Annotated in this window: 24 protein-coding genes; 13 read left to right on the forward strand and 11 right to left on the reverse strand. The window is 70.9% G+C overall.

Going from position 1 to position 26573, the window contains the following annotated elements; translation table 11 throughout:
• The first annotated feature begins 87 nt into the window (after window positions 1–87).
• Entirely contained in the window at window positions 88–3222 is a 3135-nt protein-coding gene (locus EIY87_RS29780; protein WP_225440105.1) for a GH92 family glycosyl hydrolase, read from the forward strand.
• A 33-nt stretch (window positions 3223–3255) separates the two neighbouring features.
• Here the strand turns inward: EIY87_RS29780 and EIY87_RS29785 are convergent, their stop codons facing one another.
• Entirely contained in the window at window positions 3256–4116 is an 861-nt protein-coding gene (locus EIY87_RS29785; protein ID WP_125313141.1) for an esterase/lipase family protein, read from the reverse strand.
• Between the two features lie 117 nt (window positions 4117–4233).
• Here EIY87_RS29785 and EIY87_RS29790 point away from each other — a divergent pair, with 117 nt between their 5' ends.
• From EIY87_RS29790 to EIY87_RS29805, 4 genes are all read left to right on the forward strand, one after another.
• On the forward strand, window positions 4234–5358 hold the full coding sequence (locus EIY87_RS29790) for a PucR family transcriptional regulator (RefSeq protein ID WP_158641377.1): 1125 nt from the start codon (window positions 4234–4236) through the stop codon (window positions 5356–5358).
• 79 nt (window positions 5359–5437) lie between these two features.
• Window positions 5438–5902, forward strand: a complete 465-nt coding sequence (locus EIY87_RS29795; RefSeq protein ID WP_125313143.1) for a hypothetical protein — start codon at window positions 5438–5440, stop codon at window positions 5900–5902.
• 8 nt (window positions 5903–5910) lie between these two features.
• The gene (locus EIY87_RS29800; protein ID WP_225440106.1) at window positions 5911–6342 is read left to right on the forward strand and encodes a RodZ family helix-turn-helix domain-containing protein; all 432 of its coding nucleotides are present in this window, start codon (window positions 5911–5913) and stop codon (window positions 6340–6342) included.
• A gap of 17 nt (window positions 6343–6359) precedes the next feature.
• Complete coding sequence (locus tag EIY87_RS29805) at window positions 6360–6833, forward strand: HAD domain-containing protein (protein WP_125313144.1); 474 nt, start codon at window positions 6360–6362, stop codon at window positions 6831–6833.
• A gap of 256 nt (window positions 6834–7089) precedes the next feature.
• Here EIY87_RS29805 and EIY87_RS29810 read toward each other — a convergent pair whose 3' ends face one another.
• Complete coding sequence (locus EIY87_RS29810; RefSeq protein ID WP_125313145.1) at window positions 7090–9681, reverse strand: glycoside hydrolase family 3 protein; 2592 nt, start codon at window positions 9679–9681, stop codon at window positions 7090–7092.
• Window positions 9682–9923: 242 nt separating this feature from the next.
• Window positions 9924–10409, reverse strand: coding sequence for a DUF2199 domain-containing protein (locus EIY87_RS29815; protein WP_125313146.1), 486 nt, complete (start codon window positions 10407–10409; stop codon window positions 9924–9926).
• A 167-nt stretch (window positions 10410–10576) separates the two neighbouring features.
• On the opposite strand from EIY87_RS29815, the gene EIY87_RS29820 reads away from it, so the two are divergent.
• Window positions 10577–11623, forward strand: coding sequence for a pentapeptide repeat-containing protein (locus tag EIY87_RS29820; RefSeq protein WP_125313147.1), 1047 nt, complete (start codon window positions 10577–10579; stop codon window positions 11621–11623).
• A gap of 9 nt (window positions 11624–11632) precedes the next feature.
• Here the strand turns inward: EIY87_RS29820 and EIY87_RS29825 are convergent, their stop codons facing one another.
• Entirely contained in the window at window positions 11633–12109 is a 477-nt protein-coding gene (locus EIY87_RS29825) for an Lrp/AsnC family transcriptional regulator (RefSeq protein ID WP_125313148.1), read from the reverse strand.
• A 125-nt stretch (window positions 12110–12234) separates the two neighbouring features.
• On the opposite strand from EIY87_RS29825, the gene pdhA reads away from it, so the two are divergent.
• The 5 genes from pdhA to EIY87_RS29850 are packed head-to-tail and all read left to right on the forward strand — an operon-like array spanning window position 12235 to window position 17041.
• Window positions 12235–13305, forward strand: coding sequence for a pyruvate dehydrogenase (acetyl-transferring) E1 component subunit alpha (pdhA, locus tag EIY87_RS29830; RefSeq protein WP_191984301.1), 1071 nt, complete (start codon window positions 12235–12237; stop codon window positions 13303–13305).
• Window positions 13305–14300, forward strand: coding sequence for an alpha-ketoacid dehydrogenase subunit beta (locus EIY87_RS29835; protein ID WP_125313150.1), 996 nt, complete (start codon window positions 13305–13307; stop codon window positions 14298–14300). Before pdhA ends, EIY87_RS29835 begins: the two co-directional genes overlap by 1 nt.
• Window positions 14293–15468, forward strand: a complete 1176-nt coding sequence (locus tag EIY87_RS29840) for a dihydrolipoamide acetyltransferase family protein (RefSeq protein WP_125313151.1) — start codon at window positions 14293–14295, stop codon at window positions 15466–15468. The genes EIY87_RS29835 and EIY87_RS29840 overlap by 8 nt, the downstream gene beginning before the upstream one ends.
• A gap of 53 nt (window positions 15469–15521) precedes the next feature.
• Entirely contained in the window at window positions 15522–16070 is a 549-nt protein-coding gene (locus tag EIY87_RS29845; RefSeq protein ID WP_125313152.1) for a hypothetical protein, read from the forward strand.
• Window positions 16067–17041, forward strand: coding sequence for a coiled-coil domain-containing protein (locus tag EIY87_RS29850; protein ID WP_125313153.1), 975 nt, complete (start codon window positions 16067–16069; stop codon window positions 17039–17041). Before EIY87_RS29845 ends, EIY87_RS29850 begins: the two co-directional genes overlap by 4 nt.
• 18 nt (window positions 17042–17059) lie before the next feature.
• Here EIY87_RS29850 and EIY87_RS29855 read toward each other — a convergent pair whose 3' ends face one another.
• From EIY87_RS29855 to EIY87_RS29880, 6 genes are all read right to left on the reverse strand, one after another.
• The gene (locus EIY87_RS29855) at window positions 17060–17569 is read right to left on the reverse strand and encodes a putative immunity protein (protein WP_125313154.1); all 510 of its coding nucleotides are present in this window, start codon (window positions 17567–17569) and stop codon (window positions 17060–17062) included.
• Window positions 17570–17607: 38 nt separating this feature from the next.
• On the reverse strand, window positions 17608–18741 hold the full coding sequence (locus EIY87_RS29860; RefSeq protein WP_125313155.1) for an NAD(P)/FAD-dependent oxidoreductase: 1134 nt from the start codon (window positions 18739–18741) through the stop codon (window positions 17608–17610).
• Window positions 18738–19058: a bifunctional 3-phenylpropionate/cinnamic acid dioxygenase ferredoxin subunit gene (locus tag EIY87_RS29865; protein ID WP_125313156.1), complete on the reverse strand. Its 321-nt coding sequence runs from the start codon at window positions 19056–19058 to the stop codon at window positions 18738–18740. Before EIY87_RS29865 ends, EIY87_RS29860 begins: the two co-directional genes overlap by 4 nt.
• Window positions 19059–19239: 181 nt before the next feature.
• Window positions 19240–20907 carry a choline dehydrogenase gene (gene betA, locus EIY87_RS29870; RefSeq protein WP_125313157.1) on the reverse strand — a complete coding sequence of 556 codons (1668 nt, stop codon included), beginning with the start codon at window positions 20905–20907 and terminating at the stop codon, window positions 19240–19242.
• Between the two features lie 8 nt (window positions 20908–20915).
• A complete protein-coding gene (locus EIY87_RS29875) occupies window positions 20916–22475 on the reverse strand; it encodes an amino acid permease (protein WP_125313158.1) in 1560 nt (519 codons plus the stop codon).
• Window positions 22476–22499: 24 nt separating this feature from the next.
• Window positions 22500–23966: an aldehyde dehydrogenase family protein gene (locus EIY87_RS29880; RefSeq protein WP_125313159.1), complete on the reverse strand. Its 1467-nt coding sequence runs from the start codon at window positions 23964–23966 to the stop codon at window positions 22500–22502.
• A gap of 91 nt (window positions 23967–24057) precedes the next feature.
• Here EIY87_RS29880 and EIY87_RS29885 point away from each other — a divergent pair, with 91 nt between their 5' ends.
• Both EIY87_RS29885 and EIY87_RS29890 read left to right on the forward strand, forming a co-directional pair.
• On the forward strand, window positions 24058–24642 hold the full coding sequence (locus EIY87_RS29885) for a TetR/AcrR family transcriptional regulator (protein ID WP_125313160.1): 585 nt from the start codon (window positions 24058–24060) through the stop codon (window positions 24640–24642).
• A 139-nt stretch (window positions 24643–24781) separates the two neighbouring features.
• Window positions 24782–25900 (forward strand): aromatic ring-hydroxylating oxygenase subunit alpha, encoded by a 1119-nt coding sequence (locus EIY87_RS29890; protein WP_125313161.1) that lies wholly within the window; start codon window positions 24782–24784, stop codon window positions 25898–25900.
• Here the strand turns inward: EIY87_RS29890 and EIY87_RS29895 are convergent.
• Entirely contained in the window at window positions 25897–26544 is a 648-nt protein-coding gene (locus tag EIY87_RS29895; protein WP_125313162.1) for a GntR family transcriptional regulator, read from the reverse strand. The genes EIY87_RS29890 and EIY87_RS29895 overlap by 4 nt on opposite strands.
• Window positions 26545–26573 lie beyond the last annotated feature (29 nt).

A 26573-nucleotide genomic window follows, 5' to 3' on the forward strand; every position in this document is an offset into this window, starting at 1 on the left:
GAGACAGGTCTTTGTCGAAGTGTTGACCCGGGGCTCGGGGACCGGCAAAGGTCGGATGACAAGGCTGTCGGCTCTGGGAGGCACCGGGTGCGGTACAGGTTCATGGCGGCGCTGGCCGCGACGGCGGTGATCGGGGTGCCCGGCGTCGCTTCAGCGGCTCCGACAACGTTGTCAGCGCTGGTCGGGGACCCGGCGGCCTACGTCGACCCGCTGATCGGCACCGGTCGCGGCGGCAGCTCGGTCGGCGAGATCAACAACTTCCCCGGCCCGGCGGCGCCGTTCGGGATGATGCAGTTCTCGCCGGACACCCAAGGCGCGTACGCCGGCTACCAGTACCACTCCGACCAGATCCGGGGATTCAGCCTCGACCACGCCTCGGTCGGCTGCAACGCGTTCGGCGACGTGCCGATCCTGCCGGTCACCGGCGACGTCGGCACCGCGCCCTGGAACCGCGTCGAGCACTTCACCCACGACGACGAGCGGGCCGAGCCCGGCTACTACGCCGTGACGCTCGCGGACTCGAAGGTCCGGGCCGAGCTGACCGCCACCACCCGCACCGGGCTCGCCGCGTTCACCTACCCGGCCGGCTCGACGCCGCAGGTGCTCGTCAAGGGCGGCGCCAGCCTCGCCGGGAACTCCGCGGCCACCTTGAAGATCACCGGCGACCGCGAAGTGAGCGGATCGGCCACCACCGGCAACTTCTGCGGCAAGCCCAACAAGTACACCGTTTTCTACGCCATCACCTTCGACCAGCCGTTCACCGCGCACGGGACCTGGGACGGCTCGGCGGTCAAGCCGGGCACCGACAGCGTCGACTCGCCGCACGCGGGCGCGTACCTGACCTTCGCTTCGGGCACCGTGCACGCGAAGGTGTCGATGTCCTATGTGGGCGTCGACGGCGCGAAGGCCAACATGGCCGCCGAAGTCCCCGGCTGGGACTTCGGCGCGGTCCGGAAGTCCACTCGGGACAAGTGGGCGCAGGCGCTGGGCAAGATCCGGGTCGCCGGTCGCGACGAAGCACAGCTCAAGACGTTCTACACCGCCCTGTACCGCTCGTTGCTGCACCCCAACACGTTCGACGACGCCGACGGCCGGTACACCGGCTTCGACGACCAGGTCCGGACGCTGCCGAAGGGCCGCCACCAGTACGCGAACTTCTCCGACTGGGACACCTACCGCTCGCTCGCGCCGCTGCACGCCATGCTCTTCCCGCGGGAAGCCAGTGACATGGCGCAGTCGCTGACCAACGACGCCGTGCAGGGCGGCTGGTGGCCGCGCTGGCCGATGGCGAACGACTACACCGGCCAGATGACCGGCGACAGCTCGGTCGCGCTGCTCTCGAACCTGTACGCGTTCGGCGCGCGGGACTTCGACGTCAAGACGGCGCTGGAGTACCTGGTCAAGGGCGCGACCACAGTGGACGGAACGCCGGGGGCCTACCAGGAGCGCCGGGGCATCGCCGACTACGTCGCGCGCGGGTACCTGCCGAACAACGACGCCTCCCGCGGCGACCACGCCCGCGTCGGCGCGTCGATCACCCTGGAGTGGGCGATCGACGACTTCGCCATCGCGCGGTTCGCGCAGGGCATCGGGGACCGGGACGTCGCCCGCGAGTTCACGAAACGCGGCCAGAACTGGCAGAACCTCTTCAACCCGCTCACCGGGTACGTCCAGCCACGCGGGCAGGACGGCCGCTTCCCGGACGGCCCGGCCTACGTCCCGCCGCCGCCGGGCAAGTTCGGCCAGGACGGCTTCGACGAGGGCAACGCGGCGCAGTACACGTGGCTGGTGCCGCAGGACCCGGCCGGGCTGGTGACGGCGATGGGCGGACCGGCCGCGGTCTCGTCCCGTTTGGACACGTTCTTCCAGAAGCTGAACGTCGGCCCGAACGAGCCGTACATGTGGGCGGGCAACGAGCCCGACTTCGGCGTCCCGTGGCTGTACAACCACGTCGGGCAGCCGTGGAAGACCCAGCAGGTGGTCCGCGAGATCGCGACGACGCTGTTCAGCGCGACCCCGGACGGCGAGCCGGGCAACGACGACCTCGGCGCGCAGTCGTCGTGGTACGTCTGGGCCGCGCTCGGCATCTACCCGGCCACGCCGGGGACGCCGGACCTGGTCGTGCACAGCCCGCTGTTCGAACGCGCGGTGCTCTCGCTGCCGTCCGGCCGGACGCTCGACATCCGGGCGCCCCAGGCACCGGCGACGTACGTCCACGCCCTGTCGCTGAACGGCCGCGACTGGAACCGGACGTCCCTGCCCGCGAACACCGTGCGGGACGGCGGCCGCCTGGACTTCTCGCTGGTGTCCACTCCGGACACACGCTGGGCGGCCGATGTGGCGCCACCGTCCTATCGGGACGGGGAGAAGCCGTTCCTGGCCTCGGCGACCAACCAGGTCGTCGTCGCACCCGGCGGGACCGGGGAAGCCACCGTCACCGCGCAGCGGCTCGGCGGGCACGACCGCGTGCTGGACGTGGCCACGCAGGCGCCGTCCGGGATTGCGGTGACCGGGCCGCGGCAGCTCCGGCTCGACGACCGGACCGGCGGCGGGACCGCGAAGCTGAGCGTGTCGGTCGCCGCCGGGACGCCCGAGGGCTACTACCAGGTGCCGGTGACCGTCCGCGGCGGCGCGACGTCCGTGCCCGGCTCGGTGATCGTGCTGGTCGCGCCGCCGGGCGGGCTCGCGGCGGCGTACTCGAACGTCGGCATCTCCGACGACGGCGACGCCGGTTCGGCCGACATCGACGGCGCCGGGAACAGCCTTTCGCGCCAGGCCCTCGCCGCGGCCGGCCTGACCGGCGGCGAGCCGGCCTCGGTGTCCGGCACGACGTTCACCTGGCCGGCGGCACCGGCGGGCCGTCCGGACAACGTCGTCCCGGCCGGGCAGACGGTCGCGGTGTCCGGGACGCGGTTGTCGTTCATCGGCACGGCCTCCAACGGCGACCACCGGGCCTCGGCGACGGTCACGTTCACCGACGGCACCACCGCGCAGGCCGACCTGTCCTTCGGCGACTGGGTCTTCCCGGGCGGCGGCACCGATCCGGTGTTCGGCAACACGCTGGTGGCCCGCACGGACCACCGCAACCAGCCGGGCGGCCCGGGCGGCGGGGCGTCGGTGTACGCGACGGCGCCGTTCGACGCCCCGGCCGGGAAGACGATCGCGTCGGTGACCCTGCCGTCCGACCGCGACCTGCACGTCTTCGCGATCGGCCGGGCCTAGCGGGCCTGGCGCCCGGCTTGCCGCCGGGCCGGCTCAGCCCGGCGAACCCACCGCGCAGACCTTGATCGGCGTGGCGTTCGCCGGGTCGAGGGCGTTGCGCACCAGGTGCCAGACGTTCGGGTCGTACGCCTCGCCGATGTGGCCGACCGGGTCGAACGGGCACGAATCCTGGACGTAGGTGTTGTGCACGCCGGGTTCGCGGATGAACGACGTCTCCGTCGGGGTCACCAGCTCGTCGTAGCGGGAGGTGATGATCGTGTAGGCGATGCCGGGCTGGGCGACCGGGCCGGTGTTGAGCGCGACGATCGCCGCGCCGCCGTCCAGTTCGTCGGCGAAGATCGGCAGGCCGATCGTCTTCACGATCGTGTCCCACGTGGACTTGCCCAGGAGCGTGTAGGCGAGCGTCAGCAGGCCGGACGCGTTGGCGCCGTGCGTCGGCGGGGCGATGGCGACGACCTTGCCGATCTCGCTCTGGATGCCCTGCATCTTGGCCAGGTAGAGCGACTGGAGGCCGCCTTCGGAGTGCCCGACGACGTCGACCTTCGCCGCGCCGGTGGCCGCGCGGACCCTTTCGACGAAGTCCTTGATCTCCAGCGACGACTCCGCGACCGGCTTGAGGCCGCCGGCGAAGGGGAACTGCGGGTAGGCGCCGTAGGTCAGGGAGAACGTGCAGTAGCCGCGGGCGGCGAGGTCGGCCTGGAGGAAGTTGAGGTCCTCGTAGTAGGTGGCGAAGGTGCCGTGGAGCAGCACGACCGGGTTCGGGTGGGCCGCGCTCGGACGGCACGCGAAGTCGTTGTTGCCGCCCGCGGCCGCCTGGGCCGGGACCGCCGCGCTCAGCACCAGTGCGCCCGCCAGGCCGATCGCGGCCAGCCATCGTTTCGTTCCCCGCGCCATTGCGAAGTCCCTTCGTCTGGTTGTCATGCACAGCATGCGCCTCTTGATCAACGCTGTCTGCTGGCAAAACGCGCAGAAACTTGCCGTGGCCGTTTGTGCATGGTGACAATGCTCGCCATGGACGCCGTCGACGCGCTGTTCCCCAGGGCCGGGGAGATCGCGGCCGCGATGATCGCCCGGTGCGCCGCCGAGATCCCGGCGTACCGGCTGCTGCCGGCGAGCGTGCTGGAAGGCGACCTGGTCGCCAATGCGCGCGCGGTGTTCGAGCTGTTCCTGACGACGGTCGCCGAGGACCGGCGCCCGACCGAGCGGGAGCTGGCGCTGCCGATCGCGTGGGGCGCCGAGCGGGCCCGCGACGGCCTGCCGCTGGACGCCGTGCTGAAGATCTACCCGCTGGCCGCGAGCGTCGCGTGGGACCTGGCGGCCGGCGACCGCGCGCTGCTCGGCGCGCGGATGCTGGACTTCCTCGGCGAGGTGATGCCGCGCGTCGCCTCGGCGTACCTGAAGGAGCGCGACGACCTCGACTGGGAGCGGCGCGAGGACCGCCAGAACCTGGCGGCCAGCCTGCTTTCGGGCCGTCCGGTGCGGCGGCGCGACCTGGCGGAGAGCTACGACGTCGTGGTGTTCCACCTGCCGTCGCTGCCCGCGTCGGCGGGTTCCCGTGCGGCGACGGATCTTTTTCGGGCGGTCCGGTCCGATTTGGACAGCCAGCCGGGCGTCCTGGTGACGTTCAAAGGGGACGGTGGCGTGCTCCTGGTGCCCGCCGGGATGGCGGCCGAGGCGGTCGCGTCGCGAGTGGACCGCGTCTGCGGGCGCGCGTGCACCGCGGCGGCCGCCCACGCGCGGCGGCTCGCGGACATCCCGGCCGCGCACGCCGAAGCCGGGGAAGTCCTCGGCCTGGCGGAAAGCCTGCGCCGGCCGCCCCGGCTGTACCGCCTGGCGGACCTGGCGATCGAGTACCAGCTGGCCAGGCCGAGCCCGGCGCGGGAAGCCCTCGCCGCGGTCCTGGTGCCGCTGGCGGAGCACCCGCACCTGATCGACGCCCTGCGCGCGTTCGTGACATCGGGCTACAACCGCGGCGAAGCGGCGACCGCGTTGAACATCCACCGCAACACGCTCACCTACCGGCTCGGGCGCGTCCAGCTGATCACCGGCTACGACGCGACGCGACCCGAGGACGCCCGCCACCTGGCCGCCGCGATGACGGCCTACGACATCTCCCGGCAGGAATTGTCGGGATAACGCTTGCGTCGCGGTTCGCCGGATCCGTTGCGGATCCCGCCGGCCGCCCGATTCCAGGGGGCGGACACGGAAGTAGGTGATGGCCGTGAACGCGACCAGAATCGCCGTGGCCGCCCTGGTGCTGCTGGGCGCGGCCGCGTGCGGGATCCCCGTGACGGGCGTGCCGGTGCCGGTCACCGTGGTCCCGCAGGTACCGGTGACCAGCACCGCGACGGTCGCGGTGCCCGCGCCGGTGTACGTCCAGCCGCCGGTTTCCGCAGCGGGCGTGGTGATCGCCTACTACGACGCGATCAACCGCCGTGATTTCGCCACCGCGTGGTCCCTCGGCGGCAGCCGCATCGCGGGTGCCGGCGGATTCACCAAGTACGCCAACGGTTTCGCGACGACGGCGTGGGACACGCTGACGGTCACCGACGTCCGCGGCAGCACGGTGTCCGTGGTGCTGTCGGCGGCCCAGACGGACGGCACCACCCGCACGTTCTCGGGCACGTACACCGTTTCCGGCGGCGTCATCGTCGGCAGCCACATGACCAGGACGGGATGAGGACGCTCATGCGTACACTTCGGACAGTCGCGGCGCTCTCGGCCGTGCTCGCGCTGGCTTCGTGCGGCTTGCCGCGCACGATCGCCGGGAATGCTTCCCAGGCCCCGGTTTCGACCGCGACGGTGACGGCCCCGAGCACGCCGACGGTGACGGCGCCGGTACCGCAGACCGTCTACGTCCCACCGCCGCAGACGGTGACCACGGCCCCGGCGGGCGTCGCCGCGTCGAGCCAGTGGTACGCCCAGCCGGGCTGGATCACCGCCCAGCCGTGGATCACGATCACCCCGGCGGCGGGCCAGACACCGTGCCAGTGGCTGCACGCGCGGGGGTACAGCTACGCACAGGCCTACGCGGCGTGGGCCCAGAACGGCTACCCGCCGAGCTGGTCGGCGACCAATGATGGCTACCCGTGCCAGAAGTCGTACGGGATGCAGCACTGAGCGGCTATCGTCCGCTCGTGCGAAGCGGTCACCACCAACGTCCGTTGCTGTTCCTCGACATCGACGGAACCCTGCTGCCGTTCGGTGCCGCGGGGGATTCCCACCTGGACCGGCTCGATCCGGGAATGGGGCTTCGGCTGGCCGCGCTGCCCTGCGCCCTCGTCTGGGCCACGACCTGGGAACACGAGGCCAACACCGAGCTGGCACCCCGGCTCGGCCTCCCGCCGCTGCCGGTCGTGCGCTGGCCGGAGCCCTCCGCCGAGCGCGAGCGCGAAGACCGGTGGTTCGGCCTGCACTGGAAGACCCGGCCACTCGTGGAGTGGGCGGCCGGACGACCGTTCATCTGGGTCGACGACGAGCTGACCGACGCCGACCGCGAGTGGGTGTCCGCGCACCATCACGGCGGTGCGCTGCTCCACCGCGTCGTGCCGTCCCGCGGGCTCCTCGCCGAGGACATCCCGGTGCTCGACCACTGGCTGCGAACGCCCTGAACGCCCGCTCGGCCGAGCTGGAAAAGAACCGGGCCAGGAGCTGTCCGCTCCCGGCCCCAGGGGTCCGGCAAAGCTGTCGCGGGCCGGCGCGAACCTCGGGAGCGGGGCGAGGTGGGCTGAAGGGGACTTTCCTGCGATGTGCTGAGAGGAAAGTCCCCTTCAGCACGTTAGATGAGAGCAACGTCCCCTTCAGCCCAGCTCGGTCAAGCTGAAAAGAACCGGGCCGGGAGCTGTCCGCTCCCGGCCCGGTCACCACCTAGGTCAAACTCGAACAAGGTCTCGCATCAGGATCCTTCGCCCCGTTGGGCACCCAGCGCACGTTCGCGAACGACGCCTGGAATGGCGCGTCCGTGTACACCAGGAACGGCGTGTTGATGTGCTCGAAGTCCAGCCCGTTGTTGAAGCAGGACAACGGGATCTTGACCGTCGTCTTCGGGCCGCCCGCCAGGTCGGTGAACAGCTTCGTCGCGTTCACCTCCGAGAAGCACGGGTAGACGCAGTGCATGCTGATCACCGTCCGGTTGACCGGCGCCTGCTGCACGGTCGTGTCGAACTCGAGCGCCCCGTCCGCGTTCAGGTAGCTGCGCAGGTCGTTCGTGCCCGCCGTGTTCTGCATGTAGAGCTGGGCCGCTCCGGTACCCGTCCAGGTCGCCTTCAGGCCGTCGCCCTGCACGTTGACGTCCGTCGGGACCGTGTTGATCTCCGGGTGCGAAGCCGTGCCGTCCGGGCCGATCACGGTGCCGCCCCAGTTCGAAGCGGAGCCGATCTGGCTGGTGTACGGCGGCACGTCGGTGCGGTCGTAGATCGAGAGGTCCTCGGTCGCCGTCCCGCCGCCGCCGGTGCTGCCGCAGGCCGCCGGGCCCGGGGTCTCGTCCAGCTGGCCGATCGTGACGCGCTGGCCGCTCTTCAGGCCGTAGCCCAGCTTGAACAGCGGGTCGTAGTCCGGCGACCACGGGTTGAGCGGCGACTGGCACGCGCTCTTCGGCCACGAGTACGACAGCGTGCCCTGGTAGCCCGTGCCGTCCTTGCCCTTGACCAGCATGTCGGCGACGCCGCCGCCCTCGGTACCGGGCAGCCAGGCCGCCACGAACGCGTCGGAGCGGTTGATCTCCTTGTTCATGTACAGCGGGCGGCCGCCGACGTACACGGTGACGACCGGGGTGCCCTTGCCGCTGACCTTGTCCAGCACGGCCAGGTCCTCGGGGTAGAGCTTCGCCGCCTCGAGCGTCTTGCGGGTCAGGTCGCCCACGCCCTCGGCGTACGGTGTCTCGCCGATGACGGCGATGACCGCGTCGTAGCCCTTCGGGTCGACGTTGCCGGTCGCGTCGAAGGTGACGTTCGCGTCGCCGAGGTCCTGCTTGATGCCGGCCAGGATCGAGGTGGCGTTCGGGAAGTCGGCGTTGGTGTTGCCGGTGCCCTGCCAGCTCAGCGTCCAGCCACCGGTCTGGTTCTGGATGCTGTCGGCGCTCTTGCCGACCACCAGCACCTTCGACGTCGGCTTCAGCGGCAGCACGTTGCCGTTGTTCTTCAGCAGCGTCTGCGACGCGCGCGCCGCGTCACGGGCCAGCCAGTTGTCCTTCAGCGCCTCGTCGGAGTTCGCGTAGGAGCGGTCGGACGGCTTCTGCGACTCGAACAGGCCGTCGCGGAGCTTGACGCGCAGGATGCGCGTGACGGCGTCGTCGATGCGCGCCATCGGGATCTGGCCGTTCTGCACCTGGGCGACCGTGTTGGTGATGAACGCCTTCCAGTCGGCGGGCACCATCACGATGTCGATGCCGGCGTTGATCGCCTGCGGGCACGAGGAGTTCGTGCAGCCGGTGACCTGGCCGATGCCGTTCCAGTCGGACACGACCAGGCCGTCGAAGCCCATCTTGCCCTTGAGGATCTGGTTCAGCGCCTTGTCGCTGCCGTGCAGCTTGCCCTCGTTGATGCCGAGGTCGGCGTTGGTCCAGCTGTTGAACGACACCATCACGGTCTGGGTGCCGGCGGCGAGCGCGCCGTAGTAGCCCTGGCCGTGGATGTTGATCATGTCGGCCTCAGACGAGGGGTTGACGCCCTGGTCCTGGCCCTTGATCGTGCCGCCGTCGCCGATGAAGTGCTTGGCGGTGGCGATGACGCCGTTGTAGCCGATGCGCTTGGTGGCGCCGTCCTGCAGGCCGTCGATGGCCTCGAAGCCGTAGGAGCGCGTGATGCGCGGGTCCTCGGAGAAGCCTTCGTAGGTGCGGCCCCAGCGGTCGTCCTGCACGACGGCGAGCGTGGGCGAGAAGGCCCAGTCCTGGCCGGTGGCGCGGATCTGCCGGGCGGTGGCGCCGGCGACGTCGCGGACCAGGCACGGGTCGTGCGCGGCGCCGAGGCCGATGTTGTGCGGGAAGACGGTCGCGCCGTAGACGTTGTTGTTGCCGTGCACCGCGTCGATGCCCCAGATGACGGGGATCTTGGTGCGGCTGGTCTTGGAGGCGTTCCAGTAGGCGTCGGCGAGGTTCAGCCAGTCCTGCTGGGTGGCGTGCTTGTTGCCGCCGGGCCACGCGCCGCCGCCGTTGAGGACGGAGCCGATGGCGTACTGCCTGACCTCGTCGGGGGTGATCGAGGTGATCTCGGGCTGCGTCATCTGCCCGACCTTCTCCTCGAGCGTCATGCCCGCGAGGATCTTGGCGATGCGCGCCTCGTCGTCGGCCTTGCCCTTGAACCGGCTGTCGACCTTCGGCCAGTCCGCGAGGGTGGGCAGGCTCTTCTCGATCTTGGCGCAGCCGTTCGCGTCCTTGGCGGGCTGCCCGATGACGGGCTGTGCCGGTGCGTCGGCTTGGGCCGGCGTCGCTTGGGCGATCCCGCCCAGCAGACTCAGGCTCATCAAGGTGACGAGCGAACTTCGGCGCGCACGAACCCACGCGCGGGATCTTCTGGCCATGGTCTGGTCCATTCTGCGATGAACGGCGGACCGGCCGATCCTCACCGGGCGGACGACCGGCGTCAATAGGTTTCGGGGTAGTTATTTCTCGACATAAAATAAGAGTCGGGCGGTGCTGGGATCACATTTAGCCGGTGTGGCGGTGAAGTACAAGGGTGCCGGCGGGCAAGGGTTCTGCCCGTTCGTCAGGGGTGCCGGAGCAGCTCGGCGACGGCCTGGACCCGGATCAGCGTGATCCCGTCCCGCTGCTCGACGGCGAGCGGGTGGCCGGTGGGCTCGACTTCGATCAGCGGCCGCTCGCCGGGCGGGCGGGTGTGGAGGTTGGTCTTGAGGTTGAGCGTCCCGGGCTCGTACCCGGGCAGCTCGGTCGCGAGCCACCCGAAGTACGGCGGCTCGTCGGTGCGCTTCGGGTCGTCCCAGAGTTCTTCGGCGCGGAAGAAGTTGTCCTTGCTGACGGAGACCCAGACACCCCACTCGAAGTCCTGGTCGGCGTCCCGGACGGGGAGGACCAGGCGGCCGCGGAGGAAGTAGTGCTCGCCGCTGATGACGCAGCGTTCGGGTTCGAGCACGTCGGTGGGGGCGTCCTGCCAGAAGGCGGGAGCCGGTGCGGAGTAGGCGAAGGGGAGTTCTTCGTGGTGCTCGCCGCAGCTGGTGCAGGTGTAGCCGGTCATGTGCGGCAGCGTAGGCGGTCTCCGGGACCGGCGGGGTGAACTTCCGGGAGCCGCCCGCAAAGCTGCGATCCTGGGTGGATGGGGGATGGTCAGAGGGAGAACCGGCTGCTCTCGAACCGGACGATCGCCGTTTCGGCGGTCGTCCCGGTCCTCGTCGCCGTCGTGGCGTGCTGGGCGCGGGTGGGTTCATCGCCCTGCTGCTGGCCGCCCGGCGGCAGCAAACGGCCGAGCACGACCTCGCCACGAAACGCAACGACCTGCTCCTGCGCGAGCAAGCCAACGAAGATGCCCGCCACGACGCCGCCGAACGGCGGATCAGCGACCGCTACCTCAAGGCGGCCGAGCAACTCGGTGCCGAGAAGGCGCCGGTCCGGCTGGCCGGGCTCTACGCGCTCGAGCGTCTGGCGCAGGACAACCCGGCGCACCGGCAGACCATCGTCAACGTGATCAGCGCCTACCTGCGCATGCCGTACGACCCGGTGGCCGAGGACGACCGCCGTGCGTGCCTGGAGGAGCGTGAGGTGCGGGTGACCGCGCAGCAGATCCTCACCGGCCACTTGGCGCCTGCCGGAGCCGACCGGGACCGGTACTGGGCGGACCTCGATCTCGACCTCGGTGGGGCCGTGCTGATCGATCTGAAGTTCCACGACTGTTCCCTGCGGAACGCCAACTTCGCCCGCGCCAGGTTCGTCGGGCAGACCTCGCTGCTGGGCATCCGGTTCCGCGGCAGCACGAGGTTCGACGAGGCGGTGTTCGAGGGCGAAGCCTGGTTCGCGGAGGCGGAGTTCTCCGACAGCACCCGCTTCGACGGCGTCACCTTTCTCGCCGACGCCCGGTTCGACGAAGCGACCTTCTTCGGGGCGACGGTGTTCCGGTGCGCCCGGTTCCGGGGTGACGCACGGTTTGGGAAGACCCAGTTCGCCGGCAAGGTCATCTTCAGCGAGGCCGCGTTCGGCGGCCGTGCCGATTTCGCGCGGGCCACCTTCGCGGACGCGGCGTACCTGCCGGGCGTCGACTTCGGGCGTGACGCCCGGTTCGTCGAAGTCACCTTCGCCAGGGACGGGTGGTTCCTCAACGTCGAGTTCAGCGGCAACACCGACTTCGGGAACGTGACCTTCAGCGAGGACGTCCGGTTCGTCGGCTGCACCCTGGACGGCATCGCGTACACCCCGCCGGAGTGGAAGGAGCGGCCGGAGTACGACGAGTTCGACTGACCCGGCGGGTCAGCCCAGCACCGACCCCGGCAACTCCTCGAAGATCAGCCAAGTCCGCGTCGACCGCACCCCCTCCAACGCCTGCAGCCGCTCCAGCACCACGTCCCGCAGCGTCTGGTTGTCCGGCGTCCGCACCAGCAGCAGGATGTCGAAGTCCCCACCCACCAAAGCCACGTGGTCGACATACGGAATCTCGTGCAGGTCCGTGGCCATCGTCCGCCAAGACGTCTGCTCGACCGTCACCATGATGTACGCCGACGTCCCCAACCCCGCACGACGCGGGTCGATGCGGGCGCCGAAGCCCGTGATCACGCCCTCCGTGATCAAGCGCTCCAACCGTGCGTAGGCGTTCGTGCGCGAGATGTGCAGGCGCTCGGCCAGGGCGCGGACCGCCAGGCGGCCGTCCGCGGACAGCTCCGCCAGCATCGCGCGGTCGACCTCGTCCAGGGCCGGGACCGTTCGTCCTGGCGGGCCGCCGAGAGCCACGCTCGAAAAAGACGTTTGGTCGCCGGACGACCCCGCTGGAGACTGTTTGTCGCTCATTTCGCCGAACCCTTGAACACAACACCGCCGAGAACCACCATTCCAGCATCATATGTCTGCGAGAGGTGGTGTCCGTGGAAGCCTTGCTGCCGTCCGCGTCGCCGGTGCGGTTCGTCGCCGAGGACGGGACGCCCGTCGACCGGCACCACGGGTACGCCGAGCCGGCCGGAGACCGGCTCAAGGAGGCCTACCGGCTGATGCTCCTCGGCCGCCGGTTCGACGTGCAGGCGACCGCGCTCACCAAGCAGGGCCGGCTCGCCGTTTACCCCTCCAGCGCCGGCCAGGAGGCCTGCCAGGTCGCCGCCGCGCTGGCGCTGCAGGACAACGACTGGCTCTTCCCCACCTACCGGGACTCCGTCGCCCTCGTCGCGCGCGGCCTCAAGCCCGGCGAAGTCCTGACGCTGCTTCGCGGCGACGCGCACTGCGGGTACGACCCGGCCGAGACGCGGGTGGCGCCGCAGTGCACCCCGCTCGCGACGCAGACCCTGCACGCCGCCGGGCTCGCGCACGCCATGCAGCGCCGGGGTGAGGACGCCGTCGCGCTCGCGCTCATCGGGGACGGCGCCACCAGCGAGGGCGACTTCCACGAGGCGCTCAACTTCGCCGCCGTCTTCAAGGCGCCCGCGGTGTTCTTCGTGCAGAACAACCGCTACGCCATCTCCGTCCCCTTCGAGAAGCAGAGTGCCGCGGAAGCGCTGGCGTACAAGGGCGTCGGCTACGGCATGCGCGCCGAGCAGGTCGACGGCAACGACCTCGTCGCGGTCCTCGCCGTCCTCGACGACGCCGTGAAGCACGCGCGCGAAGGCAAGGGCCCGGTGCTCGTCGAGGCGCACACCTACCGCATCGACGCCCACACCAACGCCGACGACGCGACCCGCTACCGCAACGCCGAAGAAGTCGCGAAGTGGCGCGAAGCCGACCCGCTCAAGCGGCTCGAGACCTACCTCGGCGACGCGCTGAGCGAGCACGACATCGAGCTTTGCCACGCCGAAGCCGAGGAGTTCGCCCAGACCGTCCGCGACACCCTCAACGCCGAGCCCGAGCTGGACCCGATGTCCCTGTTCGACCACGTCTACGCCGAGCCGACCCGCCAGCTCGAAGCCCAGCGGGCCGCGCTCAAAGCCGAGCTGGAGGCCTGATGACGACCACGATGGCGCAGGCGCTCAACGCCGCCCTGCGCGACGCGCTCAAGGACGACGACCGCGTGCTCGTCTTCGGCGAGGACGTCGGCGCGCTCGGCGGGGTCTTCCGGGTCACCGACGGGATCACCGCCGACTTCGGCGAGAACCGCTGCTTCGACACGCCGCTGGCCGAGTCCGGCATCGTCGGGTTCGCCGTCGGGATGGCCATGGGCGGCTTCCGCCCGGTCGTCGAGATGCAGTTCGACGCCTTCGCCTACCCCGCGTTCGAGCAGATCACCTCGCACGTGGCGAAGCTGCGCAACCGCACCCGCGGCGCGCTTTCGCTGCCGATGGTCATCCGCATCCCCTACGCCGGCGGCATCGGCGGCGTCGAGCACCACTGCGACTCCAGCGAGGCCTACTACACGCACACGCCGGGCCTGCGCGTCGTCACGCCGGGCACCGCGCAGGACGCCTACGACCTGCTCCGCGACGCCATCGACTCGCCGGACCCGGTCGTCTTCCTCGAACCCAAGGCGCGCTACTGGTCCGGCGAAGACGTCACCTTCACGCGCACCGGCCCGGCCATGGACAAGGCCGTCGTCCGCAAGACCGGCACGGACGTCACGCTCATCGCCTACGGCCCGATGGTCGCCACCGCCATGGAAACCGCCGAGGCGGCGAAGGACGAAGGCTGGGACGTCGAGGTCGTGGACCTGCGCTCCCTGAGCCCGTTCGACGACGAGACCGTGACGGCGTCCGTGCGCCGCACCGGCCGCGCGGTGGTCGTGCACGAGGCCGCGGGCTTCGGCGGCTACGGCGCCGAGGTCGTCGCGCGCGTCACCGAGCAGTGCTTCCACCAGCTGCACGCGCCCGTGCTGCGGGTGACCGGGCTCGACATCCCGTACCCGGCGCCGAAGCTGGAGCGGCACACGCTGCCGGACGTCGACCGGATCCTCGACACCATCGCGCGCCTGCAGTGGAACGACACCCCGGTGGTGGCCGGTGCCTGACTTCCTGCTGCCGGACCTCGGCGAAGGCCTGACCGAGGCGGCGATCCTGGACTGGCGCGTGCAGGTCGGCGACACCGTGACCGTCGACCAGATCGTCGTCGAGGTCGAGACCGCGAAGGCGGCGGTCGAGGTGCCGGTGCCGTTCGCCGGCGTGGTGTCCGCGCTGCACGGCGAGCCGGGGCAGCTGCTGCCGGTCGGGGCGCCGCTGCTGAGCGTCGGCGGGTTCGCCGAGCCGGGCGTCACGACGTCGTCGGGCAGCGGCAACGTCCTCATCGGGTACGGCACCGCGCCGGCGACTCGCCGCAAGCGCGCCCGGCGCGTCGAGGCGCCCGCGCCGAAGGCCAAGGCGCCCGGCGTCATCTCGCCGTTCGTCCGGAAGCTGGCTTCGGACAACGGGATCGACCTCGCGAAGGTGACCGCCTCCGGTGCCGACGGGATCATCCGCCGAGCCGACGTCGAGGCGGCGCTGAAGAAGCCCGCCGCGAAGGGGAAGCGGATCCCGTTGACCGGCGTGCGCAAGGCCGTCGCCGACAAGCTGACGACGTCCCGGCGCGAGATCCCCGAGGCCACGGTCTGGGTGGACGTCGACGCGACCGGGCTGGTCGCCGCCCGCGCGGCGCTGAACGCCAAGACCGACCGGCCGGTCAGCCTGCTCGGGCTGATCGCGCGGTTCGCCGTCGCCGGGCTGAAGAAGTACCCGGAGCTGAACTCGCGCGTCGAGGGCGAAGAGATCGTCCTGCTGGACGAGATCCACCTCGGGTTCGCCGCGCAGACCGACCGCGGGCTGGTCGTGCCGGTCGTGCGGGACGCCGGCGCGCTGTCGACCCGGGACCTCTCGGCGGCGATCGGCGACCGCGCCCGCACCGCGCGGGACGGCAAGCTGGCGCCCGCGGACCTCACCGGCGGCACGTTCACCGTCAACAACTACGGCGTCTTCGGCGTGGACGGCTCGGCCGCGATCATCAACCACCCCGAGGCCGCGATCCTCGGCATCGGCCGGATCATCGACCGGCCGTGGGTGGTCGACGGCGCGCTGGCCGCGCGGAAGGTTTGCGAGCTGACGCTGGCGTTCGACCACCGCGTCTGCGACGGCGGCACGGCGGGCGGGTTCCTGCGGTTCGTCGCCGACTGCGTGGAGTCACCCGTCACCGCCCTCGGTGATTTGTAGACGCACCGGCGGCGTTGGCCGGTGGTGACGGCCGCGGCACTTAAAGTGTCCGCGTGACGACTCCAGCGCAGCACGACCGCGACCTCGCGGAAGGGCGCGTGGCCCGGCTCAAGCAGGACCTGCGCGCCGGGCTGGCGACCCCGCCCGGCGACGTCGAGGCGATGGACGGGCTCGTCGCGAGCGCGCACCGGCTGCTCGACGCCGAGCTGGCGTTCGAGGAGGCCGAGCACCGGCTCGCCAACGCCAAGCTCGAGGCCCGGCACGCGGCGACCCAGCGCGCGGTCGTGTGGTTCGCGGCCGCGCCGGTGCTGGTGCCGCTGGTCGCCGGCGCGCTCGTGCTGTTCGAGGTGCTGACGCCGGTGTGGCTGCTCGCGCTGGTCCCGCTGTTCACGGCGGGTCTGTGGATCGGCTTCGCGCCGGTCCGCCGGGCCGGCGCCGTCATCCGCGAACGCACGCGCGCGGCGTGGGCGGGCAGCGTGACGGCCGCGCTGCTCGTTGGCGCGCTGATCCCGTGGCCGCCGTCGGTGGCCTGCACGATCCTGACGGCGCTGGGCGTCGCGGCCACGGCCGGGCTGCTGTGGCGGGAAAGCCGGATCCCGTGAGCCACGGCTACGCGACCTACGGCGACGACCCCGAGTTCGAGCAGGAGTACGTCGAGCCGGTCGACACCACGCGGCGCGACCTCGCGGAGCTGTTCGCGGCGGTCGACGGGCTGCGCGAGGCCGACGACCGCTTGGGTCAGGACGTCGCCGACCTGAGCGAGCGGCTCGAGAGCGGCGGCGCGACCCGGCAGGAGGACCGGATCGAGCTGCTCGGCCGCCGCCTGGAGCGGCTGCAGCAGCAGGTGCACGCGCTGGAGCGCGCGGTCCGCGTGTCCGACGGCGTCCCGCGCGCCGACCTCGACGACGTCGGCGCGGAAACGCGCGCGCTCGCGGCCGAGGCGGCGCGGTGGGACGACCTGCACAAGGAGCTCGTCACGAAGGAGCAGCGCGGGCGCTACTCCGAGGAGATCGAGCGCCTTTCTTCGGTGCGCGAGGCACAGGCCCGGTGCGACGCCGACCTGCTCGACGTCATCGGCGTCCTGGCCTCGACCGACCGCGGCTCCCGCGGCCGCGGCGACGCGGAGTCCCGCCTGCGCGCACTGACGACCCGGCGCCGCACGCTGCTGGACGAGGAGATCCCGGCCGCCGTCACGGCGGCGGACCAGGCCCGCCTGGCCCTGCGCGAGGCGGACGCGGTCGAGGCGCGGGTGGTCCCGCAGCTGGAGCGCGCCGAACGGGCGTGGCACGACCTGCAGGTCCGCCTGCGCACCCGCATCACCGACGCACTGGGCTCGAACGCGCTGCTCCCGACGTGGTTCGGCCACGCGCTGGGCGTCGCCCCACCGACGGGAACGACGGGCGACACCTGGCTCCGCACGGCGGCGTCGGTGCTGGCGTACCGGGTGACGTTCAAGGTCACGGACCCGGCACTGCCGCTGGGGCCACCGGCCCCGGAGGGCGCGGACACGACTGAGCGCCGGTGGACCTGGCGCGCCCGCCTGGAATCCGACCTGGACGACCTCGCGCTGTAACGCCGGAGTCCGGCACTTTCACGTGAAAGTGCCGCGCAGGGCCGTTTCCAGCCGGCGGTGCAGTTCGCCCAGGCGGGTACGGCCGGGCTTGCCGGGTGGGAAGCGGTGCAGCAGGGTGGACACCTCCGGTGGGGCTTGCGAAAGGGCCCAGCGGATCTCCGCCTCCGCGTCGCCGCCGTCCAGTTCGCACGCCAGGGCGGCCTGCTGCGCCGGGCCGACGATGTGCTTGACCTGGTGCGGGGACTCCAGCGGGTGCAGGTAAGCGGCCCCGGCCGCCCCGACCGCGGCCCGCGCGGCCGCCGACGCGACCGGATCGGACGTCTCGCCCGCCGCCGCGAGGGCGGCCCAGGCCGTCGTGCGCAACGTCTTCGTGCGCGGCTCGCCGGCCGCGAACGCCTCCGCCGCGGCGATCGCCTGGCGGGGACGCGGGTCGCCGGGGACCCGGGCTTCGTACCGGGGCAGGGCCCGCGTGGCGCAGGCTGCCGCCCAGCTCGTCAAGGCGCGGAGTTCGGGAAGGGTCAGCTCCATGCGGGTGAAGCGTATCCTTGAAACCCCGATTGAGACTTTCAGACGGTCGCGGGCCGCCGGAGGGACTGGCGGCGAAGGCGGTTGAACAGCTTCGCGTTGTTCAGCGCGAACACCCCCACCGTCTCGCCGTCGCGCTGCCAGGTCGCCACGAAGGACGAGGACGACGGGTCGCCGTCGACGAAGGAAAGCGTGTCGTCCGGACGGGGGTGCCCGGCCAGCTGCAGCCGCCCCGAATACTGGTCCGACCAGACGTACCCGCTCGGTTCGTACGTCCGCGAAGTCCGCCCGGCCAGCAGGTTGGCCACCGCGACCGGGGCCTGCTCCGACGCGTTCGTCCAGTGCTCGTGCCGACGGCCCCCGTAACGGGCGACATCGCCGACCGCGACCACCTGGGGCAGTGACGTGACCAGTCCCTCGTCGGTGTGGACGCCGTTGCCGACCTTCAACCCGGAGCCGGCCAGCCACTCCGTCGCCGGGGTCATGCCGACACCGGTGACGACCACGTCGGCCGGGACCAGCGAGCCGTCGGCCAGCTCGACGCCCGCCGGGGAAAGGCCCGAAACCTGGACGCCGCAACGCAGGTCCGTGCCGTGCTCGGCGTGCAGCCGGGCGCACACCGCGGCCAGCGACGGGCCCAGTACCGGGGCGAGCGGCGCGGCCAGCGCCTCCAGCACGACCACGTCGAGGCCCAGCGACCGGCACGTCGAGGCCACCTCGGCGCCGATGAACCCGGCCCCGACGACCGCCACGCGGGCCCCGGGCACCAAGGCCGCGCGCAGGGCGACGGCGTCGTCGAGGGTCCGCAGCACGAACGCGCCCTCGAAGCCCGGCAAGGTGCGCGCCCGGCCGCCGGTGGCGATGACAACGCCGTCCGCGTGCACCGAGCCGCCGTCCGACAGCAGCACCCGACGCGCCGCGGGCTCCAGCGCCGTCGCGCGCACCCCGAGCCGGAAGTCCAGGGCCAGCGAGGCGAGGTCGCCGGCGTCGAGCAGCTCCAGGGAAGCGGCGGAAGCCGTGCCGGCGAGGAAGCCCTTCGACAGCGGCGGCCGGTCGTAGGGCAGGTGCGGCTCCTCGCCGATCAGCACGATCCCGCCGTCGTAGCCCTGCGCGCGCAGCTCCTGCGCGGCGCGGACCCCGGCGAGCGAGGCCCCGACGACGGCGATCCGCTTCACGCCGCGTCCTCGCCGGCCACGCCCTGGACGTAGACGACCCCGTCGTCGACGAGGACCGGGTAGGTGCGCACCGGCTCCTTCGCCGGCAGGCAGGTCGGCATGCCCGTACGCAAGTCGAACAGCGCCGCGTGCAGCGGGCACTCGACGAAGCAGCCTTCGAGCCAGCCGTCGGCGAGCGAGGCGTCCTGGTGGGTGCACGTGTCGTCGATGGCGTACAGCTCCCCGGCCTCGGTGTGGAACACCGCGATGGCGGGAGCCCCGGGGATCCGGACGGATTCACCGGGGGGCAGCTCGTCCACCGTGCACGCGCGAATCATGACGCCTCCGTATAGTTGCGCATGGGGGAACATCAACTGTGATACGCAACAAAGTCTGAGTCCCGCGAAGGGCGTCGTCAAGGGGTACGCCGGGGTAGTTTTTCGTTATCCGGTAACGGGTATTCCGGGCACGCCGAACGCCCGTACCGAGGATGGCGGTACGGGCGTTACGGCGTCCGGGCTACTTCGCGGCGGTTTCGCCGTGCCGGTAGAACGGCAGCTTGACCGGGGCGAGCGGGGTGTTGCCGAGGATCAGGTCGGCGGCCTTCTCGGCGGTCATCATCACCGGCGCGTAGATGTTGCCGTTGGTGATGTAGGGCATCACCGACGCGTCGACCACGCGCAGGCCCTCGGTGCCGTGCACGCGCATGGTCTGCGGGTCGACGACGGACTTCTCGTCCACGCCCATCTTGGCCGTGCACGACGGGTGCAGCGCGGTCTCGGCGTCCTTGGCGACCCAGTCGAGGATCTCCTCGTCCGTCTCGACCGACGGCCCCGGCGAGATCTCCCCGCCGTTGAACGGGTCGAGCGCGGACTGGTTGAGGATCTTCCGCGCCACCCGCACGGCCTCGACCCATTCGCGCCGGTCGTTCGGCGTCGACAGGTAGTTGAACCGGATCGCCGGGTGCTCCCGCGGGTCGGTGGACTTGATCTTCACCGAGCCCCGGGTGTCGGCGTACATCGGGCCGACGTGCACCTGGTAGCCGTGGCCGCCCGTGGGCGACGAACCGTCGTAGCGGATCGCCACCGGCAGGAAGTGGAACATCAGGTTCGGGTACTTCACCTCGTCGTTGGACCGGACGAACCCGCCGCCCTCGAAGTGGTTGGTCGCGGCCGGCCCGGACCGCAGGAACAGCCACTGCGCGCCGATGTAGGGCCGCTTCCACTTCGCCAGCGACGGCTGCATCGACACCGGCTGCTTGCAGGCGTACTGGATGTACACCTCCAGGTGGTCCTGCAGGTTTTCGCCGACGCCCGGCAGGTCCTTGACGACGTCGATGCCGAGCTTCTCCAGCTCGGCGGCGTTCCCGACGCCGGACAGCTGCAGCAGCTGCGGGCTGTTAATCGCGCCGCCGCAGAGGATGATCTCCTTGCCGTACACCTCACCCGGCGCGTTGCGGCCCTGGGCGTACTCGACGCCGATCGCGCGCGTGCCGTCGAAGAGGATCTGCGACACGAACGCGTGCGTCTTCACCGTGAGGTTCGGGCGGTGCATCACCGGGTGCAGGTACGCGCCGGCCGCGGACAGCCGCCGTCCTTTCCGGACGTTCCGGTCGAACGCAGCGAAGCCTTCCTGCCGGTAGCCGTTGACGTCGTCGGTGCGCGGGTAACCCGCCTGCTCGGCGGCGTCGAAGAAGGCCTGGAACAACGGGTTCGACGCCGGGCCGCGCTCGAGTTCCAGCGGGCCGTCGTGGCCGCGCCACTGGCCGTCCGGTGCGTCCGCGAGGCAGTTTTCCATGCGGTTGAAGTACGGCAGGCAGTGCGCGTAGTCCCAAGTGGACATCCCGGGGTCGGCGCCCCAGCGTTCGTAGTCCATCGGGTTGCCGCGCTGGAAGATCATCCCGTTGATGCTGGACGACCCGCCGAGCACCTTGCCGCGCGCGTGGTAGATGCGACGGCGGTTCATGTACGGCTCGGGTTCGCTGCGGTAGCCCCAGTCGTAGAACTTCGACCCGATCGGGAACGTCAGCGCGGCCGGCATGTGGATGAAGACGTCCCACTTGTAGTCGGACCGGCCCGCCTCCAGGACGAGGACCTTGTTCGCCGGGTCGGCCGAGAGCCGGTTCGCCAGCGCGCAGCCCGCCGAGCCACCGCCGACGATGACGAAGTCGTAGGTTTCGGTACTCATGCGTCCTCCTAGCCGGGCAAGGTGTCCGGGGCGTTGTCGGGCATGTGCTCGGGGCTCGTGTGCGCGGAGCCCCACGTGCGGCGCCGGATGTAGAGCATGATCGCACCGATGACCGCGATCAGCCCGGTGACGATCACCGCGCCCCACTGGAAGTACCAGTGGTCGTCGCCGTAGACCTCGGCGCGCGGCCAGATCAGGTTCACCGTCATCCCGGCGCCGTAGAGCACCGCCACCAGGTTCACCAGCGTGCCCCAGCGGCCCAGCTTGAAGTACGGGCCGTGCCCGGGGCGCGGCCACTGCCCGCGCAGGCGGCGCAGCAGCATCGGGCCGGTGACCATCAGGTAGGGGATGTAGAACAGGATGATCGCGGTCGAGGTCAGGATGAAGAACGCCCGCTGGTTGCCCAGGTTGATCAGCAGCACCACGACCGTGAGCCCGCCGGTGATCAGCGCCGGCAGGATCGGCGTCTTCGAGCGCGGCGACACCTTCGCCATCGCGCGGCTGAACGGCAGGCGGCCGTCGCGGGCCATCGCCCAGGTCATCCGGATGGCCGCGGTCTGCACGGCCAGGCAGCACACGGTGATCGCGATCGCCGAGCAGATCAGGAAGGCGTCGCCGAGTCCTTCGCCGAGGGTGCTCTTGAGCAGGTAGGGCATGCCGGACGTGCTCAGCTCGTCGGCGTCGATGTTGCCGACCGCCATCATCCCGACCAGCATCACCAGGCCGCCGACGATGAACGACGCCGTGAGCGCCCGCAGGATCGCGCGCGGCGCGTGCTTGCGCGGCTGCGTGGTTTCTTCGGCGAGCGAGCCCGCGGTGTCGAAGCCGTAGAAGACGTACGCGCTCATCAGCGACGCCACCAGGAACGCCCCGAGGTACCCGAGTGAGTGACCGTCACCCGTGCCGTGCGTTTCGAAGACGACCTGCGGGCCGCGCTTGATGTGGATGGCCAGCGCGATGATCAGCAGGATGACCGCGGACAGCTCCACCGCGACGCCGAAGTTGTTGATCTTCGCCATCAGCTTGACGCCGATGACGTTCACGATCGTGGCGAACACGACCAGCACCAAAGCCAGGATGATGGCGTTCTGCGCGCCGCCCGGGGCCGACGTCAGCCCGGCGTCGGAGTCGCTGCCGACGAGCTGGAACACGGTCGAGACCTGCGGCAGGATGATCTGGTAGGCGACCGCGACGGCGCCGGCCGTGACGATCGCGCCGATGATCATGATCCAGCCGGCCAGCCACGACGTCGCGGGCTTCGCGATCTGTTTCGCCCATTGGTAGACCGACCCGGCCAGCGGGAACTGGCCGGCGAGCTCGGCGAAGCACAGCGCGACGGCGAGCTGGCCGAGGAAGACCAGCGGCCAGGTCCAGATGAACGCCGGCCCGCCCGAGGCGAAGCCGAAGAAGAAGAGCTGGAACACGCCGGTCATGATCGAGATGTAGGAGAACCCGGCGGCGAAGCTGGAGAAGGAGCCCAGGGAGCGTTCGAGTTCCTGGCGGTAGCCGAACTTTTCGAGGTCGGAGCTGTCGTCCGGGGCGGCGTTCGGCTTTTCCTGTGTGGTCATCGTGGCGTCCTCACGTGGTGGGAGTCATCCCTTGAACCAGTGCTGCGGAACGGGATCGATGTTCTGGTAGACGTGCTTGCTCTCCTGGTACTCCGCGAGCCCGGACGGTCCGAGCTCGCGGCCGATGCCGGATCTCCCGTAGCCGCCCCACTCCGCCTGCGGCAGGTAGGGGTGGTAGTCGTTGATCCACACGGTGCCGTGGCGCAGGGCCCCGGCGACGCGCTGGGCGCGGGACGCGTCCGACGTCCACACGGCTCCGGCGAGCCCGTACTCGGTGTCGTTGGCCAGCGCGATCGCGTCAGCCTCTTCGGTGAAGCGTTCCACGGTGACGACCGGGCCGAAGACCTCTTCCCGGACGACCGCCATGTCCCTGGTGCAGTCGGAAAACACGGTGGGGCGCAGGAAAAAGCCCTTTTCGTACTGCGCTCCTTCGGGCCGCTTGCCGCCCGCCCGGAGCGTGGCGCCTTCCCGGATAGCGCTTTCGATGTAGCCCTCGACCTTGGCGCGGTGCTGCGCCGAGACGAGCGGGCCGGTCTCGGTCGCGGGGTCGAGACCGTCGCCGACGCGGATCTTGTCGGCGCGCGCGGCGAGGTCCGCGACGAACCGGTCGTGGATCTCGTCCTGCACGATCAGCCGCGCGCCCGCCGAGCAGACCTGTCCCGAGTGGACGAACGCGGCCATCAGCGCGTAGTCCAGCGCGGTGTCGTAGTCGGCGTCGGCGAACACCACGTTCGGGTTCTTGCCGCCGAGTTCGAGGGCGACCCGGCGGACGCCCTTCGCGGCGGCGGTCATGATCTTCTCGCCGGTCGCGTAGCCGCCGGTGAAGGAGACGAGGTCCACGGCCGGGTGCTCGACCATCGCCGCGCCGACGTGGCCCGGCCCGAGCAGCAGGTTGACGACGCCGGCCGGCACGCCGGCTTCTTCCAGCAGGGCGACGAGCTTGATCGTGGTCAGCGGGGTGACTTCGCTGGGCTTGAGCACCACGGTGTTGCCCGCGGCGAGGGCGGGCGCGACCTTCCAGGACATCTGCAGCAGCGGGTAGTTCCACGGCGCGATCAGCGCGCAGACGCCGACGGGCTCGTGCACGATCCGGCTGACGACGCTCGCGCTGCCCGCGTCGACCAGCCGCCCGGCGTCCTTGTCCGCGAGGTCGGCGTAGTAGCGGAAGACGTTCGTGACGTCGTCGATGTCGATGCGGCCTTCGCCCAGCGTCTTGCCGGTGTCGAGGCTCTCGGTGCGGGCCAGCTCCTCGCGGTCGCGGACCAGCAGGTCGGCCGTCTTGCGCAGCAGCGCGCCGCGTTCGCCGGCGGTCGTGCGGCGCCACGGGCCCTCGTCGAACGCCCGGCGGGCGGCGCGGACGGCGGCGTCGACCTCTTCGCGGCCGGCCTCGGCGACGGTCTCGATGACCTCGCCGGTGGCGGGGTTCAGCACGTCGGACCGCGTTCCGGCCGCGGCGTCCGCCCAGTTCCCGTCGATGTACAGGTCTTTCATGCGGCCCTTCCCGGATCGGTAGTGGCTGCTCGGTGCCTGGAGTGCGTACATTTGTACGCGAAGTGTGTACAGATGTCCACAAGGGGGCTCGATGGCGAAGAGCGAACCCGGCGCGACGCGGCGCCGCGGTCCGAACGACCCCGAACGGCGCGCGCGGATCGCCAAGGCGGCGATCGAGGTGGTCGCGCAGCGGGGGATCGACGGGGTCACGCACCGGTCGGTGGCGGCGGCGGCCGGTGTCCCGCTCGGCTCGACGACCTACCACTTCGCGACGCTGGACGACCTCCTGGAGGTCGCCCTGCACGAGGCCGCCGAGAAGAACGTCCACGCGCTGAAGGAGTGGGAGTCCGCGCTCCCGCCGGACGCCGACTTCGCCGCGGCGCTCGCCGACCTGGTGATGGGCTACATCAACGAGCAGTACCGCGACACCGTCGTCGAGTACGACCTGTACGTCGCGGCACTGCACCGGCCCGCGCTGCGCAAGGCGAGCGCGGCCTGGGACGAAGCGCTCATCGCGTTCTTCGGCTCGCGGACCGACCCGCTCACCGGCCGGCTGCTGGCGGGTTTGTTCTGCGGCCTGCTGATGCAGGCGGCCCTGGCCGACCCGCGCCCGACCCGCGCGGAGATCGAAACACTGTTCCGCCGGGCCATCCACGGCCCCACCGCCTGTGGATAAGCGGCACTTTCACGTGAAAGTGCCGCTTATCCACAGGGGCCGGACAGCGTATTGACAGGCGTGCGGGGCGGCAGTCACTCTGTTTCGGAGTGAGCAACTAGACGCGTTCTGCGCAACTCCCGCGGAGAGGACCACGCCGGTGACCGCAATCGATCTCCCGCCGAGCCTGCTCGCCACGTTGCCCGGCAGCTCCTACACCGACCCGGCGATCTTCGCGCTGGAACAGGCGAAGATCTTCGAGGCGGACTGGTTCTGCGCCGTGCGCAGCGCCGACCTGGCCGGACCCGGGGCGTTCGAAACCGTCCAGGTCGGCAAGGAGAGCGTCCTCGTCTCCCGGGGCCGCGACGGCAAGCTCACCGCGTTCCTCAACGTCTGCCGCCACCGCGGCGCCCGGCTCTGCACGGCCGAGAGCGGCACGGTCAAGCGCGCCTTCCAGTGCCCGTACCACGCCTGGACGTACGGCCTCGACGGCAAGCTCGTCGCCGCGCCGAACCTCACCGGGATGCCGGACGTCGACCGGACCGAGTTCGGCCTCACGAAGGTGCACCTGCGCGAATGGCTCGGCTACGCCTGGGTCTGCCTGGCCGACGAGCCGCCGTCGTTCGAGGAGACCGTCGTCGGCGCCGTCACCGAGCGCCTCGGCGGGCCGACCGAGATCGACGCCTACGGCATCGACGGCCTCGCGCTGGGCAAGCGCATCGAGTACGACGTGAAGGCGAACTGGAAGCAGATCATCGAGAACTTCATGGAGTGCTACCACTGCGCGACGATCCACCCGGAGCTCACCGAGGTGCTCCCGGAGTTCGCCGACGGGTACGCCGCGCAGTACTACGTCGGCCACGGCGCCGAGTTCGGCGGCGAGATCAAGGGCTTCACGATCGACGGCAGCGAGGGCGTCGACCGGCTGCCCGGGGTCACCGAAGCCCAGGACCGCAAGTACTACGCGATCACCATCAAGCCGGGTGTCTTCGTCAACCTGGTGCCGGACCACGTCATCGTCCACCGGATGTTCCCGCTGGCCCCGGACCGGACGCTGGTGCGCTGCGACTGGCTGTACCTGCCGGAGGTGGTCGAGTCCGGGCGCGACCTGACCCGCTCGGTCGAGCTGTTCCACCGCGTCAACCTGCAGGACTTCGAGGCGTGCGAACGCTGCCAGCTCGCCATGGACTCGCGCTCCTACGTCAACGGCGGCGTGCTCGTGCCCAGCGAGCACCACATCGGCGCCTTCCACGACTGGGTCCGGGCGAGGCTGGCTTAGATCAGCGCCCGGATGGCGGCCTCGAAGCCGGTGACGTGCTCCAGCGTGAGCGCGGCCGCCTTCTCGGCGTCGCCCTCGATGATCGCGGTGAGGAGCGGGACGTGCTCGTCGACGTGGCCGGCCATCCCGGACAGCCGGGGCACGAATACGCACCAGATCCGGGTGGCGAGGTTGTCGTACCGGATCAGCGTGTCCTCGAGGTACGGGTTGTGCACGCACCGGTAGATGGCCCGGTGCAGGGCGAGGTCGGTGCGCAGCAGCTCGGCGTTGTCCCCGCTCGGGACCCCGGCGTCGAGCTGCGCGCGCAGCTCGGTCAGCGTCGCCCGGTCGGCGTCGGTGGCGCGGGAAGCCGCGGCGGCCGTCGCCATCGGCTCCAGCGTGCGCCGGACCTCGGAGATGTGCGCGAGGTCGGAGATGTTGACGTCGGTGGCGAACGTCCCGCGCCGCGGGTACGCGACGACCAGCCGTTCGGACTCCAGCCGTTTCAGCGCCTCGCGGATCGGCGTGCGGCCCATGCCGAGCGTGGTGCCGAGCTCTTCTTCGTTGATGGGGGAGCCCGGCGGGATGTCCAGCATGACCAGGCGATCACGGACGAAGAGGTACGCCTGTTCGGCCAGCGAGGGGGGATTGACCTGCGGGTGCATGGCGCTTAGCCTACATCGACGATTGATAT

The organism is Amycolatopsis eburnea (assembly GCF_003937945.1).
Lineage (GTDB): Bacteria > Actinomycetota > Actinomycetes > Mycobacteriales > Pseudonocardiaceae > Amycolatopsis > Amycolatopsis eburnea.

Coding starts and splice junctions, on each gene's coding strand:
- EIY87_RS29865 (WP_125313156.1), bottom strand. CDS start 19,058: ATGATTCGCGCGTGCACGGTGGACGAGCTGCCCCCCGGTGAATCCGTC.
- EIY87_RS29790 (WP_158641377.1), top strand. CDS start 4,234: ATGGACGCCGTCGACGCGCTGTTCCCCAGGGCCGGGGAGATCGCGGCC.
- EIY87_RS29880 (WP_125313159.1), bottom strand. CDS start 23,966: ATGAAAGACCTGTACATCGACGGGAACTGGGCGGACGCCGCGGCCGGA.
- EIY87_RS29835 (WP_125313150.1), top strand. CDS start 13,305: ATGACGACCACGATGGCGCAGGCGCTCAACGCCGCCCTGCGCGACGCG.
- EIY87_RS29810 (WP_125313145.1), bottom strand. CDS start 9,681: ATGAGCCTGAGTCTGCTGGGCGGGATCGCCCAAGCGACGCCGGCCCAA.
- EIY87_RS29785 (WP_125313141.1), bottom strand. CDS start 4,116: ATGGCGCGGGGAACGAAACGATGGCTGGCCGCGATCGGCCTGGCGGGC.
- EIY87_RS29895 (WP_125313162.1), bottom strand. CDS start 26,544: ATGCACCCGCAGGTCAATCCCCCCTCGCTGGCCGAACAGGCGTACCTC.
- EIY87_RS29855 (WP_125313154.1), bottom strand. CDS start 17,569: ATGGAGCTGACCCTTCCCGAACTCCGCGCCTTGACGAGCTGGGCGGCA.
- EIY87_RS29795 (WP_125313143.1), top strand. CDS start 5,438: ATGGCCGTGAACGCGACCAGAATCGCCGTGGCCGCCCTGGTGCTGCTG.
- EIY87_RS29800 (WP_225440106.1), top strand. CDS start 5,911: ATGCGTACACTTCGGACAGTCGCGGCGCTCTCGGCCGTGCTCGCGCTG.
- EIY87_RS29875 (WP_125313158.1), bottom strand. CDS start 22,475: ATGACCACACAGGAAAAGCCGAACGCCGCCCCGGACGACAGCTCCGAC.
- betA (WP_125313157.1), bottom strand. CDS start 20,907: ATGAGTACCGAAACCTACGACTTCGTCATCGTCGGCGGTGGCTCGGCG.
- EIY87_RS29885 (WP_125313160.1), top strand. CDS start 24,058: ATGGCGAAGAGCGAACCCGGCGCGACGCGGCGCCGCGGTCCGAACGAC.
- EIY87_RS29815 (WP_125313146.1), bottom strand. CDS start 10,409: ATGACCGGCTACACCTGCACCAGCTGCGGCGAGCACCACGAAGAACTC.